The 18,994-nt window shown below is 70.2% G+C and carries 16 protein-coding genes; 9 read left to right on the forward strand and 7 right to left on the reverse strand.

Annotation, left to right across the window (positions count from 1 at the left end):
* Positions 1-58 precede the first annotated feature (58 nt).
* Genes GP2_RS00340 through GP2_RS00350 form a run of 3 tightly spaced genes read left to right on the forward strand, consistent with a single transcriptional unit; the run spans position 59 to position 3,529 of the window.
* On the forward strand, positions 59-2,314 hold the full coding sequence (locus GP2_RS00340) for a molybdopterin-dependent oxidoreductase (RefSeq protein ID WP_006898445.1): 2,256 nt from the start codon (positions 59-61) through the stop codon (positions 2,312-2,314).
* A gap of 58 nt (positions 2,315-2,372) precedes the next feature.
* Positions 2,373-2,843 (forward strand): acyl-CoA thioesterase, encoded by a 471-nt coding sequence (locus tag GP2_RS00345; protein WP_006898446.1) that lies wholly within the window; start codon positions 2,373-2,375, stop codon positions 2,841-2,843.
* On the forward strand, positions 2,843-3,529 hold the full coding sequence (locus GP2_RS00350) for a DUF8010 domain-containing protein (RefSeq protein ID WP_040526081.1): 687 nt from the start codon (positions 2,843-2,845) through the stop codon (positions 3,527-3,529). The genes GP2_RS00345 and GP2_RS00350 overlap by 1 nt, the downstream gene beginning before the upstream one ends.
* 5 nt (positions 3,530-3,534) lie before the next feature.
* On the opposite strand, the gene GP2_RS00355 is transcribed toward GP2_RS00350, so the two are convergent.
* On the reverse strand, positions 3,535-5,319 hold the full coding sequence (locus tag GP2_RS00355; RefSeq protein WP_157211621.1) for a glycoside hydrolase family 13 protein: 1,785 nt from the start codon (positions 5,317-5,319) through the stop codon (positions 3,535-3,537).
* Positions 5,320-5,976: 657 nt separating this feature from the next.
* Positions 5,977-6,399, reverse strand: a complete 423-nt coding sequence (locus GP2_RS00360) for a globin (RefSeq protein ID WP_040526082.1) — start codon at positions 6,397-6,399, stop codon at positions 5,977-5,979.
* A 129-nt stretch (positions 6,400-6,528) separates the two neighbouring features.
* On the opposite strand from GP2_RS00360, the gene GP2_RS00365 reads away from it, so the two are divergent.
* The 3 genes from GP2_RS00365 to GP2_RS00375 all read left to right on the forward strand — a co-directional run bounded on the left by GP2_RS00365 (position 6,529) and on the right by GP2_RS00375 (position 8,015).
* Positions 6,529-7,137 (forward strand): HNH endonuclease, encoded by a 609-nt coding sequence (locus tag GP2_RS00365; RefSeq protein ID WP_006898450.1) that lies wholly within the window; start codon positions 6,529-6,531, stop codon positions 7,135-7,137.
* Between the two features lie 139 nt (positions 7,138-7,276).
* The gene (ctaJ, locus tag GP2_RS00370) at positions 7,277-7,531 is read left to right on the forward strand and encodes an aa3-type cytochrome oxidase subunit CtaJ (RefSeq protein ID WP_006898451.1); all 255 of its coding nucleotides are present in this window, start codon (positions 7,277-7,279) and stop codon (positions 7,529-7,531) included.
* The gene (locus GP2_RS00375; protein ID WP_006898452.1) at positions 7,518-8,015 is read left to right on the forward strand and encodes a DUF5130 domain-containing protein; all 498 of its coding nucleotides are present in this window, start codon (positions 7,518-7,520) and stop codon (positions 8,013-8,015) included. The genes ctaJ and GP2_RS00375 overlap by 14 nt, the downstream gene beginning before the upstream one ends.
* Before the next feature lie 111 nt (positions 8,016-8,126).
* On the opposite strand, the gene GP2_RS00380 is transcribed toward GP2_RS00375, so the two are convergent.
* On the reverse strand, positions 8,127-9,197 hold the full coding sequence (locus GP2_RS00380) for a fatty acid desaturase family protein (RefSeq protein WP_006898453.1): 1,071 nt from the start codon (positions 9,195-9,197) through the stop codon (positions 8,127-8,129).
* A 153-nt stretch (positions 9,198-9,350) separates the two neighbouring features.
* Positions 9,351-10,775: a C4-dicarboxylate transporter DctA gene (locus GP2_RS00385; RefSeq protein ID WP_006898454.1), complete on the reverse strand. Its 1,425-nt coding sequence runs from the start codon at positions 10,773-10,775 to the stop codon at positions 9,351-9,353.
* 180 nt (positions 10,776-10,955) lie between these two features.
* Between GP2_RS00385 and GP2_RS00390 the strand changes: the two genes are divergently transcribed.
* A complete protein-coding gene (locus GP2_RS00390; RefSeq protein ID WP_006898455.1) occupies positions 10,956-12,521 on the forward strand; it encodes a sensor histidine kinase in 1,566 nt (521 codons plus the stop codon).
* A complete protein-coding gene (locus GP2_RS00395; RefSeq protein WP_040526083.1) occupies positions 12,518-13,198 on the forward strand; it encodes a response regulator in 681 nt (226 codons plus the stop codon). Before GP2_RS00390 ends, GP2_RS00395 begins: the two co-directional genes overlap by 4 nt.
* Before the next feature lie 31 nt (positions 13,199-13,229).
* Here the strand turns inward: GP2_RS00395 and pepN are convergent, their stop codons facing one another.
* On the reverse strand, positions 13,230-15,818 hold the full coding sequence (gene pepN, locus GP2_RS00400; protein WP_006898457.1) for an aminopeptidase N: 2,589 nt from the start codon (positions 15,816-15,818) through the stop codon (positions 13,230-13,232).
* A 38-nt stretch (positions 15,819-15,856) separates the two neighbouring features.
* Complete coding sequence (locus tag GP2_RS00405; RefSeq protein WP_006898458.1) at positions 15,857-17,050, reverse strand: TetR/AcrR family transcriptional regulator; 1,194 nt, start codon at positions 17,048-17,050, stop codon at positions 15,857-15,859.
* 251 nt (positions 17,051-17,301) lie between these two features.
* On the opposite strand from GP2_RS00405, the gene GP2_RS00410 reads away from it, so the two are divergent.
* Entirely contained in the window at positions 17,302-17,919 is a 618-nt protein-coding gene (locus GP2_RS00410; protein ID WP_006898459.1) for a mycothiol-dependent nitroreductase Rv2466c family protein, read from the forward strand.
* 32 nt (positions 17,920-17,951) lie between these two features.
* Here the strand turns inward: GP2_RS00410 and GP2_RS00415 are convergent, their stop codons facing one another.
* Positions 17,952-18,977 (reverse strand): M48 family metallopeptidase, encoded by a 1,026-nt coding sequence (locus GP2_RS00415; RefSeq protein WP_006898460.1) that lies wholly within the window; start codon positions 18,975-18,977, stop codon positions 17,952-17,954.
* Positions 18,978-18,994 lie beyond the last annotated feature (17 nt).

Genomic DNA, 18,994 nt, shown 5'->3' on the forward strand with positions numbered 1-18,994 from the left:
ATGTCGCCGCATGGGCGAATCGACCATGCGCACGGCCCCGGCGTCCTAGCCTGGACCCATGACCCCGCGCACCGCCCCGAGGATCTGTCCGCTGTGCGAGGCGACCTGCGGGCTGACCCTCGTCGTCGATCGGCGACCCGGCGGGCACGGCGAACACGTCACCGGCGCCCGCGGCGACGCCGAGGACGTGTTCAGCCACGGATACATCTGCCCGAAGGGCGCGACGTTCCCGCAACTGGACAACGACCCGGATCGGCTCGAGATGCCGCTGGTCAGACGCGACGGCGTCTTCGTCGAAACCGGCTGGGACGAGGCGCTGGCGCTGGTGGTCGATCGGCTGCGTGTCGTGATCGACACCCACGGCGGATCGGCGGTCGGCCTCTACCTCGGCAACCCGTCGGCGCACACCCTGGCCGGCACGATGTACGCGCCGATGCTCGCGCGAGCGCTCGGCACCCGCAACGTCTTCTCCGCCGGCACGCTCGACCAGATGCCCAAACAGGCCGCGGTCGGGTACCTCTTCGGCCACGCCGGGACATTCGCCGTGCCCGACGTCGACCGCACCGACCACCTCGTCGTCATCGGCGCCAACCCCGTCGTCTCCAACGGCAGCATGACCACGGCCGCCGACTTCCCGGGCAAGCTCAACGCACTGCGGCATCGCGGCGGTCGGCTCACGGTGATCGACCCGGCACGCACCCGGACCGCACGCCTCGCCGACACCCACATCGCACCGCGACCGGGAACCGACGCCGCGCTCCTGGCCGCCGTCGTGGCAGGCCTGTTCGAGGAGGGACTCGTCGCCGACGATCTCGGCGGCATCGGCGAGTTCGTCCTCGGCGGCGACGAATTACGCAGGGAGATAGCCGATCTCACTCCGGAACGGGTGGCGGCGTACTGCGATGTTCCCGCCGGCGAGATCCGCCGGCTCGCCCGGGACATCGCGGGGGCGCCGACCGCGGCGGTCTATGGGCGGATGGGCACCAGCACCGTCGAGTTCGGCACCCTGGGCTGCTGGCTGATCGACGTGGTGAACATCCTCACCGGCAACCTGGACCGGCCGGGCGGGGTGATGTTCCCGACCGCGCCCACCGCTCCTGCGCCGCGACCGCCCCGGCCCGGCAAGGGATTCCGCACCGGACGGTGGCGCAGCCGGGTGTCGGGTCACCCGGAGGTGGCGGGGGAGCTGCCGGCGGTCGCGATGGCCGAGGAGTTGGAGACCACGGGCGAGGGGCGGCTGCACGCGCTGGTCACCGTCGCGGGCAATCCGGTGCTGTCGGCTCCCGACGGGGCGCGACTGGCCGCGGCACTCGACGCCGCCGAGCTCGTCGTCTGCATCGACCCGTATCTCAACGAGACCACCCGCCACGCCGACGTAATCCTGCCGCCGCCCCGACCGTCGCAGAGCCCGCACTTCGACGCTGTCCTCAACAACCTCGCGGTGCGCGCGACGGTCCGGTACTCGCCGCCGGTGCTGCCGCTGCCGGACGGACGGCCCGACGAGATCGGGATCGTCGCCCGGCTGATCCTGGGACTCTCCGGAGTGGGCGTCGACGCCGACCCCGGCCTCGTCGACGAACAGGTCATCGCCGCGACCCTCGCGAAGGAGGTCCGCGATCCGCATTCCCCGGTCGCCGGTCGCGACGTCGACGAACTGGTCGGCATGCTTCCCGACGCGCCGGGACACCGGCGGCGGCTGGACATGATGCTGCGGCTCGGGGCCTACGGGGACGCCTTCGGCGCACGTGACGGGCTGACGTTCGCCGACGTGCTCGCCGCGCCGCACGGCATCGACCTCGGACCCATGCGGCCGCGGCTGCCCGGCATCCTGCGGACGGCCTCCGGGAAGGTCGAGCTGGCACCCGATCCGCTCGTCGGCGACCTCGCGCGCCTGCGGGGCGCCGTCGACTCGGGGTCGGGGACCGAGCCGGGGTCGTTGCTGCTGGTCGGGCGGCGGCACCTGCGCTCCAACAACAGCTGGATGCACAACCTGCCCGCCCTGCGCGGCGGCACCAACCGCTGCACCCTGCAGATGCATCCGCAGGATGCGGCGCGGCTGGGCGTCGACGGGATGGCGACCGTCCGCGGGCCGGGCGGCGCGCTGACGGTCCCGGTGGAGATCACCGACGACATCCGGCCCGGGGTGGTGTCCCTGCCCCACGGGTGGGGACACGACGACGCCGCAACGCGACTGGCCGTCGCCGCCGACGACCCCGGGGTCAATGTGAACGCCCTCAACGACGGGTCGCGACTCGACCCGCTCTCGGGCACCGCGGTCCTCAACGGGCTGCCCGTCGAGATCGCGCCCGCATAGCGGCACCGGCGCGGCGGCCGCGCCCGCACCCGCCGCGCCGGTGCGTAGGGTTGGGACCGTGCTCAACGAGGATTCCGGAATCGCCACCGCCGACGGCTACGTGGTCGAGGTCCCGGTGCGCTGGTCGGACATGGACGTCTACCAGCACATCAACCACGCCCGCATGGTCACCCTGCTCGAAGAGGCCCGCATCCCGTGGCTCTTCCTCGACGGACGCCCGACCGCGCCGCTGCGCGACGGGTGCCTGGTCGCCGACCTGCACGTGCGGTACCAGGCTCAACTGCGCCACTCCGAGGGCCCGCTGAAGGTCACGATGTACGTCGAGCGTCTGCGTGCCGTCGATTTCACCGTCGGCTACGAGGTGCGCGCGGCCGGTGCGGCGCCGGACTCCAAGCCGGCGGTGGTCGCCCGCACGCAGCTGGTCGCCTTCGACGTCGACGCGCAGCGCGTCACCCGGCTCACCCCGGAGCAGAAGGAGTATCTGGGCTCGTTCCGGCGGGACGCCGACGGCGCGGGCTCGGTGCGCTGATGGAACGTTTCGTCGAGATCGCCGCCTCGGACCGGGGCAACGCCTCGGCCTTCCTCGCCCACGCCCGACGCCTCGACGACGCCGCGGTCGTGCGCGTCGCCTCGCGTCCCGACGGGCTGCTCGCACTGTGGACCCACACCGGTTTCGAGGTGCTCGCGACCCGGGCGGTCACCGGCCGGGTGGCTCCCGCCGATCTCGTCTGCGATGCGACGACGTTGTACACCGCGCTCAGCGCGTCGGCGCCGGGGGAGCCGGTCGATCCGGGATTCTCGCTCGACAGCGCCTGGCGCGGAGCGCTTCCCACGACGGTCGGCTATCGCCACGTCGACGACGTCCCGGCGCGCAGCATCGTCGAACTCGCCAGGGAGGGCGCACGGGTCGCGCGCGAGCAGGGAAGCGCCCACGGACCTGCGACCGGGCTTCTCGACCAGGACGTCCTCGAGGTCGGTTCAGAGGACGGCACGCTGACGGCCGGTGTCACGATGCGCTCCGTCTTCGCCCTCACCGCAATGGGTTTCATCCGCGACCGCGACGGCCGGGCGGTGACCGAGACCTCGCCGACCGAGCTGATCGACGAGGCCGAGCCGGTCCGGATCCGCTTGTCCGCGGCATGGATCCGCATCGACGCCCGGTTCGGATCGATCTACCAGCGGCGTCACCGCGATCTCGCGGTGACGGTGCTCTGAACGACTCAGACCAGCCAGGCGGCCGAATCCGGGGCCAGCATCCCGTCGACGAGCGGCGAACTGATCAGCAGCAGCTCGCCCGGGGGCAGCGGCACCGGTTCCTCGCCTGCGTTGAGCGCGCATACGAGGAGCCCCTCGTCGCGACGGAAGGCGAGGCAACCCTCGGGGGCTCCGTACCACTCGACCCGGTCGCCTGCGAATTCCGGACGCCGGAAACGCAGTTCGATGGCCGCCCGGTACAGCGACAGCATGGAGCCGACATCCTCGAGCTGGGACTCGACGGTCAGTGACCGCCAGGACTCGGGAATGGGCAACCAGGTGTCGGGGGAGGTGCTGAAGCCGAAGGGCGGCTCGGTGCCCTGCCACGGGATCGGGACACGGCAGCCGTCGCGCCCGCGTTCGGTGTGACCCGACCGCTCCCACACCGGATCCTGCAACGCCTCGTCGGGCAGGTCGTCGACGTTCGGCAGGCCGAGTTCGGCGCCGTTGTAGACGAAGACCGTGCCGGGCAGCGCCATCTCGACGACGATCATCGCCCGAGCGCGACGTGTGCCGCGTTCCAGGTCGAGTTCGCCGGTCGCGGGATCCACGGGCGCGTAGCGGGTGACCTCCCGCGCCACATCGTGATTGGAGAGGGTCCACGTGGGAGTGCCCGAGACCGACAGGACGGCGTCGAGTGAGTTCTCGATGGCCTCGCGGATCGCACCGGCCTCGAACGGCGCCTTGGCCAGGCGGAAGTTGAAGCCCAGGTGCAGCTCGTCGGGTCGCAGGTACTCGGCGAACCGCTCGTTGTCGTCCACCCAGATCTCGCCGACATTCGCCGCGCCCGGGTACTCGTCGAGGACCGCGCGGATCTTGCGGTGGATGTCGTGAACCGCATAGTTGTTGAACCGCGGATCGTCGTCGTCGTTGCTCAGCAGCACCGCATTCGACAGATCCATGTCGGGCAGGTCGGCCGGCTTGGCCATCCCGTGCGCGACGTCGATGCGGAATCCGTCCACGCCCCGGTCGAGCCAGAAGCGCAGCGTCTGCTCCAGATCCGCCCAGACCTCCGGGTTCTCCCAGTTGAGGTCGGGTTGCTCGGGGGCGAAGATGTGCAGGTACCACTGGCCGGGGGAGCCGTCGGGCTCGGTCACCCGCGTCCAGGCCGGTCCGCCGAAGATGCTGTGCCAGTTGTTCGGCGGCTCGTCGCCGTTCTCCCCGCGTCCGTCGCGGAAGATGTAGCGCTCCCGTTCCGGGCTACCCGGCCCGGCGGCCAGCGCGGCGCGGAACCACTCGTGCTGATCGCTGGTGTGGTTGGGGACCAGGTCCATCGTGACGCGGATGTCGCGGTCGTGGGCCTCGGCGATGAGGGTGTCGAAGGTCTCGAGATCGCCGAAGAGCGGGTCGATGTCGCGCGGGTCGGACACGTCGTAGCCGTGATCGGCCATCGGTGAGCGCATGATCGGGCTCAGCCAGATCGCGTCGACACCGAGGAGTTCGAGGTAACCGAGCCGCTGGATGACACCGTTGAGGTCGCCCACGCCGTCGCCGTTCGAATCCGCGAACGACCGGGGGTAGATCTGGTAGAACACCGCGGACTTCCACCAGGTGTCGTCGCGCGGATCGAGCTGCCCGGCGACGCGAGGGGCGGGAACGATCGCGGCATCCGTTGCGGGGCCGGGGAGGTCGGTGCCTGCGTGAGCGGTGCCGAGATCTCCTGTGCCGAAATCGCCTGTGTCGGCATGGTCGGTGCCGGCGACTGCGGCGTCGGGCCCGGGGTCGCCGGCGGCGTCGAGGTCGGCCTCGATCGCCTCGTCGTCGAGCGCGTCGGCTTCCGGAGCATCGCGCTCGAGGGCGACGGTGTCGCCCGAAACGGTGTCGAGAGTGGTCGTCTCGGGTGTGGCGGCGTCGCCGGAGGCGTCGACCGCTGCCTCGTCGACCGGCGTGAACTCGCTGTCGTCGGCCGCGGGATACGCCGGGGTCGACAGGTTGTCGTCGGATGCGAGATCGGCCGGCGCGGAGTCCGCCTCGACGGCGTCGTCGGCGGCAGCGCCGGTGATGTCGCCGGCCGCGTCGTCATCCGCGTCGGCGGGGGCGTCGGAAGTGTCCTGTCCGGCGGTCTCGAGCGTGGCCCCGGACTGCTCACCCGCGGTGTCGGCGGCCGGGACGTCCTCGGCCGCCGGACCGTTCGCGGCCTCGTCGGCGTCCGAGTCGTGCTCAGAGACCGGCGTGCCCGCTACGTCGGTGTGTGCGCCGTCGGGCTGACCCCCGTCAGATGGCTCGGCGGGGACAACATCTCGTGTCTCATCGCTCACCGTGGTCATTCTGCCCTAACGGTGTTCACCGCCGGATACACAGGTCAATCGGCGCGTCGTCGGCGTGTCGTCCGTTCGGGACGCGAATCGCCCGCTGTTCGGCGAGGACACCCCGGAGGTCGTCGTCCCCGGAGAACCGGGACGGCGAGCTCAGATGGGGGAGTTCATCATCGACTGCGCGGCCATCTCCATGTAGTCGACGAGGGCCTGCCGGTGCGGGGGATCGAGCGTCTCGTCGTCGATCGCGGCGATCGCGGTGTGCATGCACCGCAGCCACGCGTCGCGCTCGATCGGGCCGATGCGGTACGGGTGGTGGCGCATACGCAGTCGGGGGTGTCCGCGCTCCTCGGAGTAGGTGCGCGGCCCGCCCCAGTACTGCTCGAGGAACATCCGCAGGCGTCGCTCGGCGGGGCCGAGGTCCTCTTCCGGGTACAGCGGCCGCAGCACCTCGTCCTTGGCCACCTCGGCGTAGAACACCTCGGTGAGCCGACGGAACGTCTCGGCCCCGCCGATCTCCTCGTAGAAGCTGCGGGGCGGCTGGGTCTGGGAGCTGTTGCCGGTCACAGCCGCCATTGTCCTCACGCGGTGCCGGGGCCTCAACGTGGCCTGCGTCGTGCCGGGCGATTTCTGCTGCGCGAAATCGGCCTCCGTGGTGAACTGTGCTGGTCAGCCTGTTGCAAGACAGTCCCGTCGGGAGGTCGGATGACACACCGATCACACAGCAAGACACATCAGGTGACACATCTGCACGGTCCGGATTCGTCCGATCCGGAGGCCGAGCACGCTCCGCGGACGTGGGCACGCCGCCGGGTGCTGCTCCTCAACGCCACCTATGAGCCCCTGAGCGCGGTCACGATCCGGCGCGCGGTGGTGCTGATGCTGCGCGGGCGGGCCGACCTGGTCCACGCCGACGAGTCGGGCGAGGCGCTGCGCTCGGCGGCCACCGCGGTCCCGGTGCCCACCGTCATCCGGTTACGTCAGTACGTGCGCGTCCCGTACCGCGCGTCGGTGCCGCTCACGAGGGCCGGACTCATGCGCCGCGACCGGTTCCGCTGCGGGTACTGCGGCAGGCCCGCCACCACCATCGACCATGTGGTGCCGCGCAGCCGCGGCGGCGCCCACACCTGGGAGAACTGCGTCGCCAGCTGCGCCTCCTGCAACCACCGCAAGGCCGACCGCCTGCTCAGTGAACTGGGGTGGACCCTGCGGACCCGCCCGGCCGCGCCGAAGGGCCGGCACTGGGGGCTGTTGGCAGCCGTCGAGGACATCGACCCGGCGTGGATCCGATACATGGGCGCCGGGGCGGCATGAGGTCGGACAAACCACATCGGGACCGTCTACGACGCGCTGTAGGGGTCGGTGCACCGGGCGCGGTGTTGTGGGCTAGATTGATGAACGATGACCTGCGCCGACAACCGGGCGGGTCCGGCGCGACCATCGAAAGGGTGACATGGACATCGACAGCCTGATCGTCCCCATCGGAGTGCCAGTCACGATCGTGACGGTGCTCTTCGTCGTGCTCTGCATCGTCTCGATGGTGTTCTCCGGCGGGGTCAAGTACCCGGAGGTCAAGGAGTACACCCTCGACCAGCGGTGGGAGCGCGATCCGCTTCTCTTCAGTGCCACCGACATCGAGCCGATGGCACTTCCGCGACATGTGGAACCCGGCGATCTGGATGGGAGCACGGCAAGTGGCAAGTGGTGAGGTTTCGCACGCGAACGTGAGTGCAGAGGTCGCGGCCCGGTCGGCGGCCGAGCTGCCCGAGGGCACTGTCATCACCAACAGCGGACGCATCTCGGCGGCCCGCTTCCCGGGTGACGCCCCGTCGACCCCGCCCTTCAGCAAGAAGGAGCTCATCGCTCTCGACGACACGCTGAAGGCCGCCAGCGAGAAGGCCCTCGTGCGCTTCTCGGTCTACATCGGCGACCTCGCCGGCGACGATCTCGAGGCCAGCGCCCGCCAGATCCTCGCGAAGGCCCCCGAACCGGCATACGGCACGCTGATCGCCGTCTCGCCGAACACCCGCGACGTCGTCATCGTCTCCGGCAAGGAGGTGTCGAGCCGCGTCAACGACCGTGTCGCAGCGCTCGGTGTCACCGCCGCGGTGAGCGCCTTCCGTCAGGGCAACCTGATCGACGGCCTGATCGCCGCGCTGCGCGTGATGTCCACCGCCGCCGCGGCGAACTGACCCCTCGGCCCAGAGTTCCGAAAGGGGCCGCTCCACCCACGTGGTGGGGCGGCCCCTTTCGTGTCGCCGGTCGGGGTCCTCGCCGGTCGGGGACGCCGGAGAGCCCGCGGGTCAGCGGTACATGCGCACGAGCGGGCAGGTGAACGGATCGCGGTCGCCGAGCCCGACCTGGTTGAGGTACCGGATGACGATTCCGTACGAACCGAGCAGCGACGTCTCGGTGTAGGTCACCCCGTGGCGTGCGCAGTGTGCGCGGACGAGCGGGCGGACCTTCGCGAGGTTGGCGCGCGGCATGCTCGGGAAGAGGTGGTGTTCGATCTGGTAGTTGAGCCCACCCATCATGAAGTCGGTGAACCGGCCGCCGCGGATGTTGCGCGACATCAGCACCTGTCGACGGAGGAAGTCGACCCGCATGTCCTTCGGCACGAGCGGCATGCCCTTGTGGTTGGGGGCGAACGACCCGCCGAGCAGCAACCCGAAGACGCCGAGCTGGACGACGACGAACGCCACCGCCTGCGCGGGTGACATCACCAGGAACGGGATCACGAACCCGGCGGTGAGTCGGAGGACGATCAGCGACGTCTCGACCGCGCGATGCGGCACGGGTGTCCGCGCCGCGAGGCCTTGAAGGCTCGCCACGTGGAGCGCGGCGCCCTCGAGGGTCAGCAACGGAACGAAGAACCAGCCCTGATGCCGGGTGAACCACCCGTACACGCCCGAGCGCCTCGAAGCGGTCTGCGGTGTGAAGGCGATCGGACCGTCTGCGATGTCCGGGTCGACGCCGATCTGGTTCGGCCCCTTGTGGTGGCGGTTGTGCTTGTGGCGCCACCAGTGCAGCGACAGACCCGCACCGGCACCGGCGAGCAGGCGGGCGGCCCATTCGTTGGCAGCCGTCGAGGAGAACATCTGGCGGTGTGCGCCGTCGTGGCCGAGGAACCCGAACTGGGTGCTGATGATCGCGAGCGCGACGGCGGGCAGGAGCTGCCACCACGTGTCGCCGAGCAGGATCACCGCGGTCCAGGCCCCGACGAACGCGAGAACCGTCAGGGTGATGCGGGCGATGTAGGAGCCGCGGCGCCGATCGAGCAGCCCGGACGCCCGGACCTCGGCGGCCAGCTCCGTGTAGGAGCTGGTGAACGTCGTCGATGTGTCGCGCGGACGCGACACCGATGCAAGGGACAAGAGTGCGTACCTCTGGCCTTCTGATTGTTGCCGGGTACGCCGTCAGGGATCGGTCGTTACGTCAGACCGGGCGCGTCACGAGAGACTGGATCGCCGATGCGATGAATCACGGGGCACCCCTCATCATGCCAGAGATGACCGTGCGAGGCCCGCTCAGCGGCCGGCCGGCAGTTTCTCCGGTTCGGCGGAGGTGATGGGGTGGGGGTCGTCGTCGACCATGTTCGACTCGTCGAACGGGTCGCGACCCGACAGCACCTCGTCGATCCGGTCCTTGTCCATCGTCTTGGTCCAGGAACCGACGAGCAGGGTCGCGACGGCGTTCCCGGAGAAGTTCGTGACGGCGCGTGCCTCCGACATGAACCGGTCGATGCCGACGATCACGCCGACGCCGTCGAGCATCTCGGGCCGGTGTGCCTGCAGGCCCGCGGCAAGTGTCGCCAGCCCGGCCCCGCTGACGCCGGCGGCGCCCTTGGAGGCGATGATCATGAACGCCAGGAGCCCGATCTGCTCGCCCACCGACAGCGGGTCGCCCATGGCGTCGGCGATGAACAGCGAGGCCATGGTCAGGTAGATCGCGGTGCCGTCGAGGTTGAACGAGTACCCGGTCGGCACGACCACGCCGACGGTCGTCTTCTGCACGCCGAGGTGCTCCAGTTTCGCGATGAGGCGGGGGAGCGCCGACTCCGACGACGAGGTGGCGAAGATCAGCAGGTACTCGCGGGCGAGGTAGCGGACCAGCCGGAAGATGGACACCCCGGCGATCACCCGCAGCATCGCCCCCAGGACGCCGAACACGAAGACCAGACACGTCAGGTAGAAGGCCAGCATGAGGGTGGCGAGCTGTCCCACGGCGGCCCAGCCGGTCTGACCGACGACGTTGGCGATGGCCCCGAACGCGCCGATCGGGGCCACCCACAGGACCATGGTGAGGATCTTGAAGACCAGCTTCTGCAGGTAGGACACCGTGCGCAGGATCGGATCGCCGGTGCGTCCGAGCGCCTGGATCGCGAAGCCCACCAGCAGCGCCACGAACAGCGCCTGCAACACGCTGCCGTCGGTGAGCGCCGACACCAGCGACGTGGGGATGATGCCCTGGATGAACTCGATGGTGCCGCCGGCCTCGTGGGCCGTGTCGGCCAGCTTCGCGCCCTCGCCGGACGTCGACGAGATGTCCAGTCCCGTACCGGGACTGATGACGTTGCCGACGACCAGTCCGATGCCCAGCGCCACGGTGGACATGACGAGGAAGTAGGCGAACGCCAGGCCGCCGACCTTGCCGACCGTCGCGGCCTTGCGGACCGAGCCGATGCCCAACACGATCGTGCAGAAGATGACCGGTGCGATCATCATCTTGATCAGCCCGACGAAGGTGGTGCCCAACCAGCCCAGGCTCTTGCCGGTCTCCGGCGCGACGAGGCCCACCACCACGCCCGCGATCACCGCGACGATGACCGCGATGTAGAGCCAGTGCGTGCGGTCGCGCTTCGGCTTGGGCGGCACATACTCCTCGGCCGGTGCGTCGTGCCGGGGGTCGGGCTGGTCGGCCGGGGTGTCACCGGGTCTGGCGTCGACGTTCATCAGCTCTGCTACTCCTCATGCGCCGGGACGCCCCCGTGCGGGGACATCTGGCCGGGTGTCGTCGGTGACTAGGATTGTGGACCTGCGCGGTGACGGCCGTCACGGTTCTGTTCATTACGTTCACGCGTAGCGGGAAATGACCGCAACGGGACCGACCGAAACATGAGCGGGGGTCGAGGCATGCGGTGGTATCCGCGGACGCTTGCCGGTCAGGTGGCCGCGCTGATGCTGGCCGTGGTCGCGGTGGTCGTCGTCGCCGGCAGCGCCCTCGCCGCGCTCGACGCCCGCGTGGACGGCGACCGCGCCGCGCGGGCCGAGGTCACCGGGATCGCGGTGGGGCTCGCGGAGTCACCGTCGACCGCGCAGGCGCTCGCCTCGCCCGATCCGAGCGCCGTCCTCCAGCCGGTCACCGAGCGGGTCAGGCACCAGACCGGGATCGCGTTCATCACCGTGCTGGGGCCCGACCGGACGCGATATACCCACACCGACCCGGAGCGCATCGGCGAGCCGTACCTCGGCGGCATCGGCGCGGCGCTGCGCGGCGAGGTCTCGACCGAGACCTACACCGGAACCCTGGGTCCCTCCATCCGCACGATCGCGCCGGTCCGCGGTCCGGACGGCCGGATCGTCGGCATGGTCGCCGCCGGCATCACCCAGGAGTCGCTGTCGTCAGGGTGGTGGGGCCGGCTGCCGCCGATCGTGCTCACCGCCGGGGCCGCGCTGCTCACCGCAGGCGGCGGGGTGTGGTGGATCCGGAGGCGGTTGATGCGTCAGACCGGCGGTCTGGCGCCGGACGAGCTGCGACTCATGTACGACCATCACGACGCGGTGCTCCGGGCGGTGCGCGAGGGCCTCGTGGTGGTCGAGGACGGCCGGGCCGCCTTGGTGAACGACGAGGCGCATCGGCTCCTGGGTGTCGGAACCGGCACTCCCGCAACCGAATTGCCCGACCTGCTCGCCGCCGGTGATGCGGTGACCGACGAACTGTACGTGGAGGGAGGCCGCGTCCTGCTGGTCAGCAGGTCGCCGGTCTCCGGTAGACGCGGCTCCGCCGTCGTCACCGTCCGCGACCGGACCGAACTGGCCGAGACGCTGGGCGAACTGGATTCGATGACCAGGTTCGCCGAGGCGTTGCGCTCGCAGGCGCATGAGTCGGCGAACAGGTTGCACACCCTGGTGGCGCTGGTCGAGATGGGGCGTCCGGAGGAGGCGGTCCGCCTCGCGACCACGGAACTCGAACTCTCCCAACACCTGATCGACCGGATGACGGCGGTGGTGGCCGAACCCGCTCTGGTGGCGCTGCTGCTCGGCAAGAGCGCACAGGCGGCCGAGCGGGGCATCGCCTTCTCGCTGACCGAGGAGTCGCAGGTCAGCGACGAAGCGACCCAGATCCTCTCGCCCGGTGAGATGATCACCGTCGTGGGCAATCTCGTCGACAACGCCATGGAGGCATGCGATCCGGCGGACCCGTGGGTGGAGGTGGGCATCGTCGGGGACCACCGGGCGCTGGAGATCGTCGTCGCCGACAGCGGGCCCGGCATGGACCCGGAGACGTTCGACCGGGCGACCACCCGCGGATACTCCACCAAGACCGGCGGCGACGAGGCCGGCCGGGGCCTGGGACTGGCTCTCGTCGCCCAGGTGGTCGCGCGGCATCGTGGGACGCTGACCGCGGCGAACACCTACGGCTCGGTGGTGACGGTCCGCGTCCGGGCCGATCGCGAAGGTCTCGGGGCGACGAGTTGATCCGGGTGCTCATCGTCGAGGACGAACCGGTCATCGCGCAGGCGCATCGCGAATACCTCGGCCGGATCGGCGGTTTCGAGGTCGTGGACGTGGTCGTCACCGCTCAGGAGGCGATGCGCGTCGCACGTGGGGGACGGGTCGACCTCGTGTTGCTCGACCTCGGGCTTCCCGACGCCCGCGGGCTCGATCTCGCCGGCGCGTTGTCCGGTGTCCGCCCCGCCCCCGACATGATCGCGATCACCGCGCAGCGGGACCTGCAGAGCGTGCGCGACGCGATGTCGCGCGGAGTGCTCCTCTATCTGCTGAAGCCGTTCACGTTCGCGGCGTTCCGGGAGAAGATCGAGCAGTATCTGCGCTATCGGGAGGCGCTCGCAGCCGACACCGATGCGGTCAGCCAGCGCGACGTCGACCGCGCGCTCGCGGAGTTGCGCACCGGGGACTCGCGGCGGTCGACCGCTGCCGGGGCAGCGGCGGAGACCCGGGATGCGGTGGGGCGCGCGGTGCGCGACAGCGCGGACGGTCTCACCGCCTCGGAGGTCGCGCGTGCCGTCGGGACCTCGCGCGTCACCGCTTGGCGCCACCTGGAACGGCTGGCCGAGGATCGCGTCGTCGACCGCGACACCCAGTACGGTTCGGCCGGTCGCCCGCAGGTGCGGTACCGGTGGCGGCGTCGCTGACCGCCACCGGCACCACGGAGGTGTGCCCGGACTACTGGTGCTGCGCGTCGAACTCGCGCGCCCGCATGGATCGGGCCACGCCGTCGCGGCCCTCCGAGATCAGGCGCTTGAGGGCCGGCGGGTGGTCGGCGGCGAGGAACTCGTCGGCGAGGTCCAGCGCGCGCTGTGTCAGCGCCCAGTTCGGGTACAGGCCGACGACGACCGTCTGGGCGACCTCGCTGGACCGACGTGCCCAGACCTCGGGGACGGCCTCGAAGTACTTCGCCACGTAGGGTTCGAGCAGCTCGCCCTGGCCCGGCCGGGCGAAGCCCTCGATCATCGTGCGGGTGAAGATGTTCGACGCGGTGTCGTCCTCGATCGCCTGTTTCCACGCCGCCGCCTTGGCCTCGGGCAGGGGACGGGCGGTCCGGGCGGCGGCCGCCTGACGGGTGCCGGTGGCCGTGTTGTCGCGCTCGGCCTCGGCATCGATGGTCGGGGTCGAGGCCGGATCCGGGTCGATGGCCCCCGCGGTTGCGAGGGCACGCACCAGCTTCCAGCGCAGATCGGTGTCCACCGACAGTCCGTCGAGACCGACCTCGGCCGGGTCGGTGCCGTTGAGCAACGAACGTGCGACGTCGACCTGGTCGTCGTTCAGGCGGCCTGCCAGCCAGGTGTTGACGAAGGCCAGCTGATGGTCGGAGCCCGCCTCGGCGCCGCGTGCCAGCTCCAGCAGGCGGGAGCTGAACCCGGGACGGCCGACGCGGTCGGCCCACCCGGGATCGGCGTAGGACTCGATCGCGGTGGTGGCCTGCATCAGCACGCGCTGGACGACGCCGATCTCGGTCTCCGCGGCGATCCCGCGCTGCACGAGTTCGACGAAGTCGCGTGCCCGCATCTCGGCCTGACGCGTCATCTCCCAGGCCGCAGACCACACGAGCGTGCGCGGCATGGAATCGGTGATGTCGGCGATCCGGGCGGTCGCGGTCGCCAGCGACTGCGGGTCGAGGCGGATCGAGGCGTAGGTCAGGTCGCCGTCGTTGAGGAGGACCAGATCGCCGCGGTTGACGCCGACGAGATCGGCGACGTCGGTGCGCTCGCCCTCGACGTCGAGCTCGACGCTGTGGGTCTGCTCGATGCGCCCGGAGCCGTTGTCGGCGTAGATGCCGACGCGAAGGCGGTGGACACGGGTCTCGCCGGCGCCCGGGGCGGCACCGTCCTGGACGATGGTGAAGCGGGTGAAGGCGCCCGAGTCGTCGACCTCGAAGTCCGGACGCATCACATTGATGCCGGTGGTCCGCAGCCACTGGTCGCCCCAGTCGGACAGATCCCGGCCGGACGAGCGCTCCAGCGCGCCGAGCAGATCGGAGAAGGTCGCGTTGCCGAAGCGGTGTGCGGCGAAGTACTCGCGCAGGCCGGCGAGGAAGTCCTCGAGGCCGACGTAGGCGACGAGCTGCTTGAGGACCGAGGCGCCCTTGGCGTAGGTGATGCCGTCGAAGTTGACCTCGACCGCGGCGATGTCGGGGATGTCGGCGGCGACCGGGTGGGTCGACGGCAGCTGGTCCTGCCGGTAGGCCCAGGACTTCTCGACGTTGGCGAAGGTCGTCCACGCGTTGGTGTACTCGGTGGCCTCCGACTGGCACAGCACCGACGCGAAGGTCGCGAAGGACTCGTTGAGCCACAGGTCATCCCACCACTGCATGGTGACCAGGTCGCCGAACCACATGTGCGCCATCTCGTGCAGCACCGTCTCGGCGCGACGCTCGTACAGGTACTTGGTGACGCGGGAGCGGAAGACGTAGTCCTCGAGGAAGGTCACCGCGCCGGCGTTCTCCATCGCACCCGCGTTGAACTCGGGGACGAAGAGCTGGTCGTACTTGCCGAAGGCGTAGGGGATGCCGAAGTTCTTGTGGTAGAACGCGAATCCCTGCTTGGTCTCGGTGAAGAGACGCTCGGCGTCCATGAACTCCGCCAGCGAGGCGCGGCAGTAGATGCCCAGCGGGATGTCGCCGTGCTCGTCGGAGTAGACGTCGGTCCACTCGGCGTACGGGCCGGCGATCAGGGCGACGAGGTAGGTCGACATCGGCGCCGTCTCGCGGAAGCGGTGGACCCCCGGCTCGGCGGCGGCGTTCTCCACGTGCGCCGCGTTCGAGATGACCTTCCAGTCCTCCGGCGCCGTCACCGTCAGGGTGTAGGTGGCCTTGAGGTCGGGCTGGTCGAAGCAGGCGAACATCCGCTTGGCGTCGGCGGTCTCGAACTGCGAGTACAGGTACACCGCGTCGTCGGTCGGGTCGACGAAGCGATGCAGCCCCTCACCGGTGTTGGAGTACGCGCAGTCGGCGACCACGGTCAGCGTGTTCTCGGACTTCAGCCCGGGCAGGGTGATGCCCTTGGACTCGTCGAAGTCGGAGACGTCGAGTTCGACGCCGTTGAGCGTCGCGGAGTGCAGCGTCGGGGCGACGAGGTCGATGAAGGTCTCGGCACCCTCGGTCGCGGTGAACGTGACCGTCGTCGTGGAGCGGAACGTCGTGGTGCCCGGTGCGCCGTTCCCGTCGGTGAGGTCGAGTTCGATCTGGTAGTTCGACACGTCGACGATCGCGGCGCGTTCGCGGGCCTGGTCTCTGGTGAGGTTCGGAGCAGTCACCCGGCCAGCTTATCGACGGTTGCCGCACGCGGCCCGTCTCAGCGCCGGTGGACGAGCTCGTCGGGCAGCAGGATCGCGTTCGCCAGCGCGATCAGGTCCGCCGCGATGTGTGGACGGGCGCGCAGATCGGGAGCGCCGATGACGTCGCCGACCACGCCGACATAGAGGTTCGCCAGCGCATCGGCGTCGTCCTTGGACAGCGACGGAACGCGACCGCGCAGGGCCGCCACCCACTCGTCCATGATCTCGCGTCGTCCCGTCGCGAGCAGCTCCTGGACGTCGGCGGGCAGGTAGACGATGTCGCGGGAGTAGATCGGGACGAGCCGTCCGTGGACGCCCAGCACCTGACGCACGTGGCAGTCGACGAGGGTGTCGAGCTCCTCACCCGGGGCCGATCGCGCCAGGGCGTCGGTGAAGGTGTAGAGCGCACCCTCCAGTCCGCGGACCAGGATCGCCTCGAGGATCTCGGTCTTCCCGGGCACCAGGTGATAGAAGGTGGCGACCGAGATGCCGGCGGCATGGGCGATGTCGTCGATGCGGACGTCGTGGAAACCGCGCTGCGCGAAGAGATTCGACGCGGCGTCGAGGATGCGTTCCCGGCGTCCGGCTGGGCGCCGGGCGTGCCCCGGGCGCGAGGTGTCGTCGATACGGGCCGAATCGGCCTCGGGCAGCGCGCACCCGATCACCGACCGCGCGACCGCCCGCTGGATCTGCATCAGCCGCGCGGGCGTCATCCGGCCGCGGGTCCCGGTGGTGTTGGAGTACACCGACAGCACCGCGAATCCGAGGAAGCGTGCGTCGTCGTGGGAGAGCTCCGGCCGGAGCACGGCGATCTTGTCCGCGATGTAGTCGCTGTAGGCGACGAAGTGGCCGAGCATCTCCGCGAACTGCTCGGGGTGGAGGTGCTGCTGCTCGCGGCGCCACAGGATGGCGACGTCGTGGTTCGCGGTCAGGTCGCCGAGGCCGTCGAGGAACAGGCCCAGGGCCTCCTCCGGTGTGCGGCCCAGGGTCTCGGCCTCCGCGTGCAGCCGGCCGACGAGGTCGACCTGCGACCGCAGCGCCTGCACGAGGATGTCGTGCTTGTCGTCGAAGTGGCGATAGACCGCGGGTCCGGTCAACCCCACCGCGGCGCCGATCTGTTCGATGCCCACGTTGCGGTAGCCGGACGCGGTGAACAACTCGGTGGCCGCCCTGATGATCTGGTCGGCGCGCTGACCCCGGTTCGCGGACATGGCCTACCTCCGGACGCGTGGACGAGTCACTGGTGCTCGTGTTCGACGTTAACGCCGATTCCGTCGTTTTTCTGTCGCACGTTCGAAGTCACCTGCGGAGACGGCGGCCCGGGTTCACGGGAACACCTCCGCTCGATCCGGTGTTGACCCTCGGTGACACGCGGCGCGGAGTAGGTTCGGAAATCGCGCCGCACAACCCGGTCGGGCCGTGGCGGCACGACCGGTTCGCACACACTCTCGAGAGGACGACGATGTCAGAGCAGGCCGCAAGAGACCGTGTCGATTTCTGGTTCGACCCGTTGTGCCCGTGGTGCTGGATCACCTCGCGGTGGATCCTCGAGGCCGAGAAGGTCCGCCCGATCGACGTGAACTTCCACATCATGAGTCTCGCGGTGCTCAACGAGGGCAAGGAGATCCCCGAGGAGTACCGGGAGGCGCTGGCCGGGGCCTGGCGCCCGGTGCGCGTCATCGCCGCGGCGGCCGCGCAGAAGGGCGAGGAGATCCTCGCGCCGCTCTACACCGCGATGGGCACGCGGATCCACAACGAGGGTGTCAAGGACTTCGACGAGGTGATCGCCGGTGCGCTCGCCGAACTCGGCCTCGACGCGAAACTCGCCGAGGCCGCCGACTCCGAGGAGTTCGACGAGGCGATCCGCCGGAGCCACCACGAGGGTATGGACAAGGTGGGCGACGACGTGGGCACGCCGACGATCCACGTGAACGGCGTCGCCTTCTTCGGCCCGGTGCTGTCGCGCATCCCCCGCGGCGAGGACGCGGGCAAGGTCTGGGACGGCGCCCTCGCCCTGGCGTCGTACCCGCACTTCTACGAACTCAAGCGAACCCGCACCGAAGGGCCCCGATTCGACTGACGGCCAACGCCGATCACGAGTCGAGGGCCCGCTCAGAATCTGGGCGGGGCCTCGAGTCCGTTCGGGAGGGAACCCGGTGTGACCGCGGCCGGATGCGGCGGCTGGGGAACGTCGACCACATTCCCGCTGCCGACGCCCCGCACGATCCGCCGGGGGCGCAGCCACATCGCCCCGGCGCGGGTGCGGTCCCGCAGCGCCGCGGCCCGCCAGGTGAGGACCGGATGGGTCGACAGCAGGTTGACCAGGTGCACGAAGAATCCGCGCTCGTGGGTCGCGCGGTCGGCGAACTCGTCGAAGTCGACCGCGGACAGCATGTACTTGCCGGCGGCGAGGACCCCGATCGCACCGGGCGCCCCCGACGGGCGCGCGTAGTAGCCGTAGTTGTCGGCGGTGTACTCCTGCGCGCGTGACAGCGCGCCGCCGAGGATCGGGATGCTCATGCCGAACACGGTCGTGAGCTGGCGCCAGTACGAGGTGTGGCCGGCCGCGATGTGGCCGACCTCGTGGGCGATGACGAACTCCAGCGCCTCGGGATCCCGTGCCGCGCCGCCGATCTCGAACAGGTCGGAGTAGACGACCACGAACCGGCGGAAGCCGTGCCCGGAGGCGAACGCGTTGATCTGACCGTTGCCCAGGACCACGTACGCGTCGGGCACGTACTCCAGGCCGAATCGCGCGGCGGCCTCGACGAGCATCCGGTAGCCCTCGGGGAACTGGGTCGGCGTCATCTGGACCCCGTTGACCCGGGGCTGCGCGTAGGTGATGCCGCGGATGACGAAGAGCAGCGCGGGAAAGGCGAGTACGCCGAGCAGGTACTCGTGGAGCGTGCCCAGAGCGACCAGCGCGATGATCACCGCGTAACCCACCACGGTGGTGGCGATGACGATCACGAGCGCCGGGATCTCCCACGGATGCAGCTGCGGACGCGCGGCATACCGTGCCGCGCGCAGCCAGCGGCGCGTGGGGTCGGGCGGCCCGGAGGGGAGCGGGTCGGCGACCCCTGGCACGTTCGGGATCGGGTTCGTCTCGGGTCGGGGGATGGGCGCAGGAGAGTCCACGGGCCCAATCTATAGTC

This window comes from Gordonia paraffinivorans NBRC 108238, assembly GCF_000344155.1.
GTDB lineage: Bacteria > Actinomycetota > Actinomycetes > Mycobacteriales > Mycobacteriaceae > Gordonia > Gordonia paraffinivorans.

Coding starts and splice junctions, on each gene's coding strand:
- GP2_RS00350 (WP_040526081.1), top strand. CDS start 2,843: ATGGAACGTTTCGTCGAGATCGCCGCCTCGGACCGGGGCAACGCCTCG.
- GP2_RS00340 (WP_006898445.1), top strand. CDS start 59: ATGACCCCGCGCACCGCCCCGAGGATCTGTCCGCTGTGCGAGGCGACC.
- GP2_RS00410 (WP_006898459.1), top strand. CDS start 17,302: ATGTCAGAGCAGGCCGCAAGAGACCGTGTCGATTTCTGGTTCGACCCG.
- GP2_RS00385 (WP_006898454.1), bottom strand. CDS start 10,775: ATGAACGTCGACGCCAGACCCGGTGACACCCCGGCCGACCAGCCCGAC.
- GP2_RS00365 (WP_006898450.1), top strand. CDS start 6,529: ATGACACACCGATCACACAGCAAGACACATCAGGTGACACATCTGCAC.
- GP2_RS00390 (WP_006898455.1), top strand. CDS start 10,956: ATGCGGTGGTATCCGCGGACGCTTGCCGGTCAGGTGGCCGCGCTGATG.
- GP2_RS00360 (WP_040526082.1), bottom strand. CDS start 6,399: ATGGCGGCTGTGACCGGCAACAGCTCCCAGACCCAGCCGCCCCGCAGC.
- ctaJ (WP_006898451.1), top strand. CDS start 7,277: ATGGACATCGACAGCCTGATCGTCCCCATCGGAGTGCCAGTCACGATC.
- GP2_RS00405 (WP_006898458.1), bottom strand. CDS start 17,050: ATGTCCGCGAACCGGGGTCAGCGCGCCGACCAGATCATCAGGGCGGCC.